Genomic DNA, 11,590 nt, shown 5'->3' with positions numbered 1-11,590 from the left:
GATTGGCGTGAGCCATGAAACCATTCAACGGAACTAGGCAACAAGCCGGGTCATGCCGGCTGATGTCGCAGCACGCAGAGGTTGCACATCATTTCTGAGAAGCAATATGGGGAGCGGGAGTATATGGCAGTAGGTTGGTATCGAAGACTGGTGTTGGTGGCCATGCTGCTGACCTTGTTTGTTGTGGTGCTGGGGGCTTATGTTCGCTTGTCGGATGCGGGCTTGGGGTGCCCGGACTGGCCGGGCTGCTATGGCAAGCTTACCCCGGTTCATGCGCAGGATGAAATTGCGGCGGCCATGGCAGAGCAGCCTCATGGTCCAGTCTCCATGCCCAAGGCCTGGAAGGAAATGGTGCACCGCTATTTCGCCAGTACATTGGGTTTGTTGGTTTTACTGATCGCGGTTATTGCTTGGATGAAGCGCCAATCGCTTCGGCAATCACCCTGGTTGCCTAGCGGGTTGGTAGTCGTGATCGTATTCCAGGGGCTGTTGGGGATGTGGACCGTGACGTTGCTGCTGAAGCCGGCCATCGTGACTGCTCATCTGATCGGTGGCATGACGACATTGGCATTGCTGACGTGGCTGTTGTTACGTCAGTTGTTCCCAATTCCTAGGCCGATTGCCGGATTACGTTCGCTTCGTCCTTTGGGCTGGCTGGCGCTGGTTGTGACCTGTGCCCAGATCGTGCTGGGGGGCTGGGTGAGCACCAATTACGCAGCCTTGGCCTGTACCGATTTCCCGACCTGTCATCAAACATGGCTGCCTGATATGGCATTTGCAGATGCCTTTCATATTTTCCGTGAACTAGGCATGACTCCTGACGGTACTCTGCTGAGCCATGACAATCTGACGGCCATTCATTTTACCCACCGTGTCGGCGCTGTCCTGACCACTTTGGTGGCTGGCTGGCTGGCTGTAAGGTTAATCAATAACCCCAAACTGAAACCATTCGGCTGGTTGTTATTGGCCTCACTGGCATGTCAGGTGCTGCTTGGTATCGCGAATGTGCTCTTGCATCTGCCACTGGCACTAGCTGTGGCACACAACGCTGGTGCAGCGTTGTTGCTGATCAGTCTGGTTACCGTTAACTACCGTCTTTCTGCCAAGGAGCTCTGACCATGTCCGTAACATTATCTTTACCACGTGGCCGCGCACGTGAGTTCTGGGCACTGACCAAACCGCGGGTGGTGACGCTGATCGTATTCTGTGCCGTCATTGGTATGTTCCTGGCTACGTCCGGTTTGCCGCCTTTGGTGCCGCTAATGGCTGCAACATTGGGTATTGGCTTGGTTGCGGGGAGCGCTGCTGCTATTAACTGCTTGGTTGAACAGAAAATTGATGCGGTGATGGCACGTACCCGTGCCAGACCATTACCACGCGGGCAAATCACAAACAGCCAGACCTTGCTGTTTGCCGGATTGTTGGGCGGGACCGGGCTATGGCTGCTTTATGTGCTGGTCAATCCATTGACCATGTGGCTGACATTGGGGACTTTTGTCGGTTACGCTATCATTTATACGGTATTGCTGAAGCCGGCAACTCCACAAAATATCGTGATTGGCGGGGCATCAGGTGCTATGCCTCCCGTGTTGGGATGGGCGGCCATGACGGGTAACATCTCACATGATGCGTTGTTGCTGTTTCTGATCATTTTTGCTTGGACTCCCCCCCATTTCTGGTCGCTGGCACTGTATCGCAAGCAGGAATACGCTCGTGCAGGCCTGCCAATGTTGCCAGTGACACATGGTGATGAATACACTCGCCTGCAGGTGTTGCTTTACACCATTATTTTGACCGCAGTGACCATGCTGCCGGTAGCCACAGGCATGAGCCACGCCATCTATCTGATCACGGCTCTGGTGTTGGACTTGATCTATCTGATATACGCTTGGCGCATTTTGGTGAACTATAGCGATACGCTGGCCCGCAGCGCTTTCCGCTATTCGATTCTTTATTTGAGTGTGCTATTCAGCGCGCTGATGGTGGATCATTATCTGCCACTTAACTGGTCATAATTTATGTTACCTGTAGTAAATCGTTTTAAGACTGGCTTGCTTGGTCGTCGTCGTGTGGTGTTGAAGCTGTCGGTGGTAGCATTGGCTGCGAGCCTATTGCTGGGCTGCGAACGTGCTCCAGAAGCACCTAAGCTAGCCTTTCAAGCTACAGATGTGACTGGGTCGACCATTGGTGGTGATTTTCAGCTGACAGATCACCATGGCCAGCCACGGAGGCTTAGCGATTATCGTGGCAAGATAGTGGTAATGTTTTTTGGCTATACCCATTGCCCGGATGTATGCCCTACCACCATGATCGAGCTGAAAAAAGTCATGACAAAATTGGGCGCAGCTGCTAAAGACATACAAGTGCTGTTCGTGACAGTAGATCCTGAGCGAGATACGCCCGAAGTGCTTAAACAATATGTTCCGGCCTTTCATTCGTCATTTATCGGTCTGTATGGCACGCCAGCACAGCTTACCGAAGTGACGCGTGCATTCAAGATCGTGGCGCAGAAATCGCCCACCGAAGGAGGGGGATATACCATGGATCACAGCGCTGGGACTTACTTGTTTGATCGTGAAGGTAATATTCGTGTTTTCGTAAATTATGGTGCTGGTGCGGCTGTCTTTGAGAATGATTTAAGACAGTTGTTAAAAGTGAACAGTGTTAGATAAATACGGCTACCAGAAATAGCTTGACGACGGTGTATCACAAGCGTACAAATGCGCCTTGGTATTTGGATTCAAGCTTTCTGCATCACTGGTTAAGCCGTTTGCGGTCTTGAAACTGAAACCGTAATATGTTGTAGAACTTTGTAATTTTAGGAGATCGCAATGGCGACTGGTGTTGTTAAGTGGTTCAATGATGCTAAAGGTTTTGGCTTTATCACTCCTGATGGTGGTGGTGAAGACCTGTTTGCCCATTTCTCGGCTATTAATATGCCAGGCTTCAAAACCCTGAAGGAAGGCCAAAAGGTTTCGTTCGAAATCACTCAAGGCCCGAAGGGTAAACAAGCATCGAATATTCAAGCTGCTTAATCGCAGATTGAACCGGATGAAAAAAAGCCCGTCGCAAGACGGGCTTTTTTTTGTCTGCCTGTAGTCGCCGCCGCCAACCGGGAATGGAGACTGGCTGCCAAGGTATTACATGAAGCGCGCCAGCAGCGCTTTCTCCACGTTCTCGCCCAGCGGTGCATAAACGATATAACCGTTACCGCTGGCCACGTTCAACGCCAGACCTTCCTTGGTCTTCATTTCTTTCAGCTCAATGGTGCGATTGCCAGACGGATGGATGACTTCCAGCTTGTCGCCAATCTGGAATCGATTCTTCACCGCAATCTCTGCCCAGCCAGTTTCCGGGTCCACTCCGATGATATCGCCCACATACTGGCTGCGATGCGCCTGTGAGTGGCCGTTGATGTAATTTTGGTATTCCTGAGTGTGATGACGGACATAGAAGCCATCGGTGTAGCCACGATTCGCCAGGCTTTCAAGATCGGCCAACAATGCCGGGTTGAACGGGCGGCCTGCCACGGCATCGTCAATGGCCTGGCGGTAAACCTGCGCGGTACGGGCGACGTAATACAGCGACTTGGTACGGCCTTCAATCTTCAATGAATCCACGCCCATTTTCACCAGGCGCTCGATGTGTTCTACAGCACGTAGATCCTTCGAGTTCATGATGTAGGTGCCGTGCTCGTCTTCCATCACCGGCATCATTTCACCGGGTCGGTTGCCTTCTTCAATCAAATAGACACGATCTGCTAGTGGATGGCGCTGCTGGTTGCCCATTGAAGAGAAGCTCTGGTTGGCTTGCTCTAATGCCTTGTTGAAGTCGAACTTGATGACTTCATAGTCACCACCATCGGTTTCTTCGGCATTGTGGACTTTGTAGTCCCAGCGGCAGGAGTTGGTGCAGGTACCTTGGTTCGGGTCACGGTGGTTGAAGTAGCCGGATAGCAGACAGCGGCCGGAATAGGCGATACAAAGTGCACCGTGCACGAATACTTCCAGTTCCATGTCCGGGCATTCCTGACGGATTTCCTCAACTTCGTCCAAGCTCAGTTCACGGGACAGGATGATGCGGGTCAATCCCAGACTTTTCCAAAATTTGACTGCCGCATAATTGGTGGTGCTGGCCTGAACCGACAAATGGACGGGTACTTCCGGCCATTTCTCCCTTACCATGGCAATCAGGCCTGGATCGGCCATGATCAAGGCATCTGGCTTCATCTGGATGACCGGCTCCATGTCCGCCAGATAGGTTTTCACCTTGGCATTGTGCGGCAGAATGTTGCTGGCAACAAAGAATAACTTGCTGCGCGCATGTGCTTCCTCGATGCCTTGTTGCAACTGTTCCAGCTTGAACTCGTTATTGCGCGCCCGCAGGCTGTAGCGCGGCTGGCCAGCGTAGACTGCGTCGGCACCGTAATCGAACGCCGCACGCATTTTGTCGAGCGTACCGGCAGGTAACAAAAGTTCAGGAGCTTTCAACATGATTTCGGCTTTGAAGAGGAGGGGCGCGATTATACGCGTATTTAACCCTCTGATAAATAAGTTTAATTGTCTTTGTTTTGTAGGGGTATTTCAAAGCGCATGAATCAGTCCGTTTTTCTTTAATTTAATGAAGCCATTGTAGCTTTCAATCAAGTTGCCATATGATGTTTGGCTAACATCAAATTCGACAAGAGCATGCAGGTCCGTTATCCCAAGTCGTTTCTCATGCTGGTTGTCATCGGTTTTACGCTGGTGGGATTGCCGCTGGCCCTTGCCTTGATCACCAGTGCGTTGTCTATCGACAAGCTTTCCAAGCAAAGTCAGCGGGCAGTAATACAAGCCACTCGCTTCGCACAGGGAGCCCGCGAACTTGCGGACGAGACGGACCGGATGGAGCGGAATATCAGGCAATACGCTATTTTGGGCGATGCAGACTTTCTGGATGCCTATCGTAGTGCACATGCCGATTTTGGTAAGACCATGGCATCGCTCAAGCAACTGGCTCTTCGTCAGCGATATCGCCACTACTTGCAGAATCTGGGCCAGTTGGAGGCTCAGATCGATACCGAGGTCAATGTCCACGCAGCATCAATCGATCGGCTGGTGGCAGCGCTGGATCGATATGAGGAACTTGGGCAGGCAATGAGCATCGTATTGAAGGAGAGCGATGCACTCATTGAGCGGGAAGTGGAGTCGATGAGTGATATGGCGGCACATTCTCGCAACATCGTGCTAAAGCAACTATGGATGATGATGCCGGTTGCACTGGGCCTGATCATTGTATTTGCAATGATGCTGGCGCGGCCTGTACGTGGCATTGAGGCCGCGATTGCCCAATTGGGGCGGGGGGATCTGCGTACACCGATTGAGGTGGATGGGCCACAGGATCTGCGCCGCTTAGGGCAACGATTGGACTGGTTGCGTGAACAGTTGAGAGAAGTGGAAGAGCAGAAAACCCGCTTTTTACAGCAGGTGTCACATGATTTGAAAACACCACTCTCCGCTTTGCGCGAGGGGGCGGATCTACTGTCTGATGGCTCATTGGGTGCACTAACACCAACCCAGAAAGAGGTCGCTGGTATTCTTCGACAGAATGCCATCCGCTTGCAACGTCAGATTGAGGAGCTGTTGCAATACGGTGCCGTGCAGTCGCAAGCACGCCAAGTCAAGTTGGAGCTGGTGCCACTCAAACAATTGGTGCGCAAGGTTATGAGTGGCTTGCAAATGCAGGCACTGAACAAGTCCATCGACATTCAGTTGGTTTGCCCGCGTGCCGTCACCGAAACGGATGCGGAGAAGCTGAGGGTGATCATCGATAATCTGCTATCCAATGCCATCAAACATGCACCGCCGCAGTCTGCGATTCAACTTGGCTTGGCGCAACATGATGATCAGTTGTGGGTGGATGTGATTGACGAAGGGCCTGGCATCCCACGCAGTGAGCGGACGAAGATCTTTGAGCGTTTTTATCATCGGGCAGCCCCTGAGCAAGGACCTGTACCCGGCTCAGGCTTGGGGTTGGCTATTGTGGCTGAATTCGTGCGGGCATTGGCCGGTTCGATTGAAGTCTGTGATCGCGAACAGGGTGCGCATTTTCGTGTGCGCTTGCCTATTTCATATTGGACTGATGAAGCACTATGACAAAGCACTGCACGATTGCATTGCTGGCTACGTTGTGGCTGACCGGTTGTCATGTTCTGACTGGCAAGTCAGAGCGGGGGGATGCAAACAGGCCCATCAAGGTTGAAACCGATGCTAAAGCCGCAGCGGTTGTACCACGTAATGATCTGGATGAGTTGCTGCAATATTGGGAGCGGGTTCGTAAATTACCTTCTGCGGAACTGGCACGGGAATTGGAGGCGGTACGTGTTGCTTACGTCAGAGATCGTAACGATCAGCGGCGTATTCAGCTGGCCATGCTGTATTTGCAGCCCGGTGCACGTGCCAAGGAATTGGAGCGTGCCATGATGTTGCTGGATCTCGCACAACGTGAAGGTCGTGGTGATGATGTAAGGCGTCCATTGGTCAATTTGCTCGCGGTAATGGCCGGTGAAATGAAGCGTCTGGAAGACGGTGCAGAGCAAGCGGCCATTCGGATCAAGGAAGAGCAACGTAAGGCCGAAACGGCACAGGAGAGAGCTGAACAGCAAGCCCTGCGGGCCAATGATCTGCAGACCAAGCTGGAAGCCCTGAAAACCTTGGAGCTGCAGCTCCGCAAGGCTGGAAGAAAGAGCTGAATAGATGCCTGGGACACGTATTCTGATAGTTGACGACGATGCTGACTTATTGCGCTTGCTCAATCTTCGTTTGACCAGTGCTGGTCATGACGTGATTGCAGCGAGCAGCGCGGAGGAGGCGCTGGTGACACTTGCACAAACTAGACCGTCACTGATTGTCACCGATCTGAGGATGGCAGGTATGGATGGCCTGGCATTGTTTGATGTTGTGCATCGTACACATCCTGGCCTACCGGTCATCATCATGACTGCGCATGGCAGCATTCCTGACGCCGTGGCCGCGACCCGCCGCGGGGTGTTTGGTTACTTGGCAAAACCGGTGGATGGCAAGGTCTTGCTCGATGAGGTGGCCCAGGCGCTTCGTACATCAGCCCCGGTTGTGGAAGGGCTGCATGCCACGCCTTTTGGTGATGCAATTCAAACCCGCAATCCGCAGATGCAAGAAGTGCTGACCAAGGCGGCTTTGGTTGCGCAGGGTGATGCCAGCATACTAATCCAGGGCGAGAGTGGTACAGGTAAGGAGGTATTGGCCCGTGCGATTCATGCCGCTAGCCATCGTCATGACAAGCCATTTATCGCCATCAACTGTGGTGCCATTCCGGAGCATCTGCTTGAGTCTGAGCTGTTTGGTCATGTGAAGGGGGCGTTCACAGGTGCGCAACGTGACCATACTGGACTGTTTCAGGCTGCAAATGGTGGCACCCTGTTGCTGGATGAAATCGGTGATATGCCATTGAGTCTGCAGGTCAAGTTATTGAGGGTGTTGCAAGATCGGCAGGTTCGTCCTGTTGGAGCGGTCAAGTTGGTGGATATCGATGTGCGGGTCATTTCTGCCACACATCGGGATCTGCTGGCAGCTATTCGCGATGCGGTGTTCCGGGAGGATCTGTATTACCGGCTTAACGTGGTGTCATTGAGTTTGCCGTCACTGGATAAGCGACGTGAGGATATTCCATTGCTTGCCATGCATTTTCTGCAGATGCTGGCACCTCGTTATCGCAAGGAGATCAACAGTTTTTCACCAGAAGCGATTGAACATTTGGTTACCAGTACCTGGCCTGGCAATGTTCGTCAGTTGCAGAATGTAATTGAGCAGGTAGTAGCGCTTTGTACCACATCAGTGGTGTCTGGTGCTGCTGTGGAAATGGTGCTGGCTCGCCAGGGGGAAGGGATCACTTCGTTTGAAGAGGCCCGTCGAGGGTTCGAGCGAGATTACCTTATACAACTGCTGAAGATTACCAATGGCAGCGTGTCGCAGGCAGCAAAATTGGCAAAACGTAACCGGACTGAGTTTTATAAATTACTTGAGCGTCACGAGCTGGATCCTGCGTCGTTTAAAGATGACAAATGAATCAAATTTGTCGTCGATTGGCGACACTGTAATATGTTGTTTTTAATTGATTTATTTTTTTACGAAAAAAGGCTGTCGCTAAACGGCGACAGTCTTTTGTTTTGGTAAATTAGATTTATTTTATATGTAATTGATATTGCGTGAATTTTCGTTTTTGGCATGGAATGTGCTTATACAGGATTGCCGGTGCTGATTTCACCGGCCTGAAAAGGCGAAACATGAAACGATTTGACACCACACTTTATGCAGTCAGCCTAACCGCCGGTATGGCAATGATCGGGTTGAATCTGCTGTCTGCCTATGAGGCAGTCGAGTACAAGCCTGAGTCAGTGCGATTGGCGGAGCAAGCGGACAATGTCGCTCCGGTGCATCCAATAGAGGTAGCACAGCCTGCCGTGGCGCCGCAGTTGTCTGGTGTAGTAGATGAGAAGTCCAGAAAAACGGCAGTGGTTGCCTTGGAAAAAACGGTGAAGCCGGGAAAAGAGATCGCCGTTGAGACGCCCCAAACCCATAGCGGTGATTTTGTGGTGGTTGGCAACGGCGATAGTTGGACTAAGAAGTAATTGAATTATTGAGTGTTGTTGGCTGCGGGCCTGAATAACAGCAGATAAAAACGAGGTGCGCGATTTGGCAGACTTTAACCGGATGTTGCGTTCTGAACATTTTCCGGCACAGGTCCAAAGGGATCGTGCAAAACAGCGACAAAGCCTGTGGCATCAGCCAAGTCGACACGCTGTCATGTATTTTGTAGGTGGAACGGGAGCCGAGTTATCGGATTTCCCGTTGACGAGTGAGTCAACCTTTCGCGAATTACGTGTTCTGTTGATGAACCCTTATTGTGAGCAGTTGAAACGTTATCTTTACGCTGTAACGAAACATCCTCGTGCAGCGGCGGAGCAGATTCATCTGGAACTGCTGCTTGGTCTGTCTGCGCTCAAACGATGGGCGCAAATGTCGCGGTTCCAGTTGAATGTGCGCCTCTACGACGCGCTGCCTTCACAGAAAATGCAGGATGTTTGTGGTGATCGTGCCACATTGAAAGCCAGTGATGCCATCTGGTGTCCAGCATTCTGGGCTAGCTCGACACAACAGCTGGAGGCCGCATGGGAAGACCCATGCAACCTGAGTTACAAGCTGGAAACGCGAGAGCTGATCCAGTTTGATTCAACCGGGCGGCTAACGCGAAAGATTGATGTATCACAACCGCCCAGGTTGCCGTACTTCGATGACGACGGAGCATTGGTTGTCTCGATTTGATAATTAAACAAAGTAGTGTGTTAAACCAGCCAGCGAGGACCGTACCAACATGATTACCGATATCGATTTCTTCAACGTTTTGTCCGATGAGACACGCCGCCGCATGCTGTCACTGTTGTTGACCGAAGACGAACTTTCCGTTTGCGAACTGTGCCATGCAGTTGATTGCGCACAGCCCAAGGTGTCACGCCACTTGGCCAAGATGCGTCAATCCAAGCTGTTGGCCGTTCGCCGGGATGGTGTATGGATGTATTACCGTATCAATCCGCAACTGCCTGCTTGGGCATTCAAGATCGTACAGTTGATGGCGCAAGCTGGTGAGTCGACTCAGTTGCTGGTGCGTGATCGTAATCGTCTGCTGTCGATGCCGGATCGCCCGATTCGAGAGAGCCGCCCGACCGCTCCGACGACTGTTACTCCAATGCAGCCGCGTGTTGCCGGTGGGTCAGCAACCGTATTTGATGCAGGTGTACGCTTGGTACGTTGATTCATATCAGTTCTATGCTGCTGGATAACCGGGGTTTATTGCCCTGGCAGGGCCGATGAGATCGGTATCGATCGGCCCTGTTTTTTCCTCAGTGGACAATGACTCTTGCGTACCGCGCTACGGTAGTGGCTTTCCCATCGTCAAGGGTGGGCCTATAATAGCGAGCCTGTTCGACACGCTCGTGAAAATTCACCATGCTCCGTTCCGTCATCGCCGACGCACATCGGCTGGTTGTCAAAGTAGGCAGCAGTCTGGTCACCAACGATGGTCGGGGTTTGGATCATGTTGCGTTACAGCGCTGGGCTGCAGAGATCGCGGCGCTGAATCGTGCTGGCAAGGCCGTGGTGCTGGTTTCCAGCGGGGCCATTGCCGAAGGCATGCAACGCCTGGGTTGGCGAAGTCGTCCGAAAGCACTGCATGAGTTGCAGGCTGCTGCTGCTGTTGGGCAAATGGGCTTGGTGCAAGCCTATGAAACCTGTTTCCGTGAGCATGGCCTGCGTACTGCACAAATCCTACTTACACATGAAGATCTGTCGGATCGAACCCGATACCTGAATGCCCGTTCTACTCTGCTGACCTTGCTGGGTATGGGTGTTATCCCCATTATCAACGAAAACGACACGGTTGTTACTGCTGAGATCAAATTTGGCGACAATGACACTTTGGGTGCATTGGTCACCAACTTGATTGATGCTGACGCATTGATCATTCTGACCGATCAACAAGGTTTATATACGGCTGATCCACGTAAGTATCCAGATGCCCGCTTTGTGAACGAGGCCGAAGCGGGCCATCCTGATCTTGAAGAAATGGCAGGTGGTGCAGGCAGTAATGTTGGTACTGGCGGCATGTTGACAAAAATACTGGCTGCGAAACGTGCGGCCCGTAGTGGTGCGCATACTGTCATTGCTTCCGGGCGGGAGGGCCACGTATTGTCACGGCTTGCTCAGGGAGAGGTGATTGGAACGCAGCTGATTTCGCGAACCACTCCATTGGCAGCCCGCAAGCAATGGATTGCTGATCACTTGCAAGTGGCTGGCTGTTTGGTGCTGGATGATGGTGCGGTACAAGCATTGCGTAAAGATGGGTTCAGTCTGTTGCCTGTCGGGGTAGTTGATGTGCAAGGCGAATTCCTTCGCGGTGAAATGGTTAGTTGCATGACGTTTGAAGGGCAGGAAGTGGCGCGAGGGCTTGTCAACTATTCTGCTGATGAAGCGCGCCGAATTATGCGGATACCCAGCAAACAAATTGAAAGTGTGCTCGGCTATGTGGATGAACCCGAGCTGATTCACCGGGACAATCTGATCGTTGTTTCCCCGGTAACCGGAAAGGCGAAGTGATGTTCAAAGGTGTGATGTGGTGTCTTCTGGGATTTTCCTCGGCAGTAACGGCTGCGGGGGTACAACCCGGACAATGGGAATTCACTATTAAGAATGAGATGGAGGGCCTGCCACCCGCGCAGCATCCATTGAAGCTGAACAGGTGTATTGCTACTGTTGATGTCGATAACTTGTTGAAGATTGTACCCATGGTGCCTGGCGCCATGCCTGATGGCTGCGAAATTGTCAATCGAAAGGATGTTGCAGGCAAGATCACCTATAACATGAACTGTTTCGGCTATCCCAAAGTGACGGCCGAAGGCAGTGTTCAATTGGCGGCAACATCGATTACTGGAAGTACTAAGTCTGTACTTGATTCCAATACTTATAAAAAGAACTTGGTGCAGACCTACAGCGGCAAGCGCATGGGTGATTGCAAGTAATCC

13 protein-coding genes are annotated in these 11,590 nt (G+C 52.0%); 12 read left to right on the top strand and 1 reads right to left on the bottom strand.

Translation table 11 applies throughout. The annotated features are described in order from the left end of the window. Positions 1-123: 123 nt before the first annotated feature. The 4 genes from FFS57_RS07000 to FFS57_RS06985 all read left to right on the top strand — a co-directional run bounded on the left by FFS57_RS07000 (position 124) and on the right by FFS57_RS06985 (position 3,035). On the top strand, positions 124-1,116 hold the full coding sequence (locus FFS57_RS07000; protein WP_137937058.1) for a COX15/CtaA family protein: 993 nt from the start codon (positions 124-126) through the stop codon (positions 1,114-1,116). 2 nt (positions 1,117-1,118) lie between these two features. Continuing rightward, positions 1,119-2,015 carry a heme o synthase gene (cyoE, locus tag FFS57_RS06995; protein WP_137937057.1) on the top strand — a complete coding sequence of 299 codons (897 nt, stop codon included), beginning with the start codon at positions 1,119-1,121 and terminating at the stop codon, positions 2,013-2,015. A 3-nt stretch (positions 2,016-2,018) separates the two neighbouring features. After that, positions 2,019-2,672 (top strand): SCO family protein, encoded by a 654-nt coding sequence (locus FFS57_RS06990; protein ID WP_137937056.1) that lies wholly within the window; start codon positions 2,019-2,021, stop codon positions 2,670-2,672. A 159-nt stretch (positions 2,673-2,831) separates the two neighbouring features. Next, entirely contained in the window at positions 2,832-3,035 is a 204-nt protein-coding gene (locus FFS57_RS06985) for a cold-shock protein (RefSeq protein ID WP_137937055.1), read from the top strand. A gap of 105 nt (positions 3,036-3,140) precedes the next feature. Here the strand turns inward: FFS57_RS06985 and trhP are convergent, their stop codons facing one another. Continuing rightward, a complete protein-coding gene (gene trhP / locus FFS57_RS06980; protein ID WP_137937054.1) occupies positions 3,141-4,493 on the bottom strand; it encodes a prephenate-dependent tRNA uridine(34) hydroxylase TrhP in 1,353 nt (450 codons plus the stop codon). A 195-nt stretch (positions 4,494-4,688) separates the two neighbouring features. Between trhP and FFS57_RS06975 the strand changes: the two genes are divergently transcribed. From FFS57_RS06975 to FFS57_RS06940, 8 genes are all read left to right on the top strand, one after another. Beyond that, positions 4,689-6,134 carry a HAMP domain-containing sensor histidine kinase gene (locus FFS57_RS06975; RefSeq protein WP_171013706.1) on the top strand — a complete coding sequence of 482 codons (1,446 nt, stop codon included), beginning with the start codon at positions 4,689-4,691 and terminating at the stop codon, positions 6,132-6,134. Then, positions 6,131-6,730, top strand: coding sequence for a hypothetical protein (locus tag FFS57_RS06970; RefSeq protein ID WP_137937052.1), 600 nt, complete (start codon positions 6,131-6,133; stop codon positions 6,728-6,730). The genes FFS57_RS06975 and FFS57_RS06970 overlap by 4 nt, the downstream gene beginning before the upstream one ends. Positions 6,731-6,734: 4 nt before the next feature. After that, positions 6,735-8,081: a sigma 54-interacting transcriptional regulator gene (locus FFS57_RS06965; protein WP_137937051.1), complete on the top strand. Its 1,347-nt coding sequence runs from the start codon at positions 6,735-6,737 to the stop codon at positions 8,079-8,081. 218 nt (positions 8,082-8,299) lie between these two features. Further along, positions 8,300-8,644 carry a glycoside hydrolase family protein gene (locus tag FFS57_RS06960; RefSeq protein ID WP_137937050.1) on the top strand — a complete coding sequence of 115 codons (345 nt, stop codon included), beginning with the start codon at positions 8,300-8,302 and terminating at the stop codon, positions 8,642-8,644. Positions 8,645-8,819: 175 nt separating this feature from the next. Next, positions 8,820-9,338, top strand: a complete 519-nt coding sequence (locus tag FFS57_RS06955; protein ID WP_137937049.1) for a hypothetical protein — start codon at positions 8,820-8,822, stop codon at positions 9,336-9,338. 49 nt (positions 9,339-9,387) lie between these two features. Then, the gene (locus tag FFS57_RS06950) at positions 9,388-9,825 is read left to right on the top strand and encodes a metalloregulator ArsR/SmtB family transcription factor (RefSeq protein WP_137937048.1); all 438 of its coding nucleotides are present in this window, start codon (positions 9,388-9,390) and stop codon (positions 9,823-9,825) included. Between the two features lie 194 nt (positions 9,826-10,019). Next, positions 10,020-11,165, top strand: a complete 1,146-nt coding sequence (proB, locus tag FFS57_RS06945; protein ID WP_137937047.1) for a glutamate 5-kinase — start codon at positions 10,020-10,022, stop codon at positions 11,163-11,165. Further along, complete coding sequence (locus tag FFS57_RS06940) at positions 11,165-11,587, top strand: DUF3617 domain-containing protein (RefSeq protein ID WP_137937046.1); 423 nt, start codon at positions 11,165-11,167, stop codon at positions 11,585-11,587. The genes proB and FFS57_RS06940 overlap by 1 nt, the downstream gene beginning before the upstream one ends. Positions 11,588-11,590 lie beyond the last annotated feature (3 nt).

Source organism: Chitinivorax sp. B, from assembly GCF_005503445.1.
Classification (GTDB): Bacteria; Pseudomonadota; Gammaproteobacteria; order Burkholderiales; family SCOH01; genus Chitinivorax.
The sequence above is the reverse complement of the archived record's forward strand: the minus strand, read 5'-3'. Positions and strand labels throughout refer to the sequence as shown.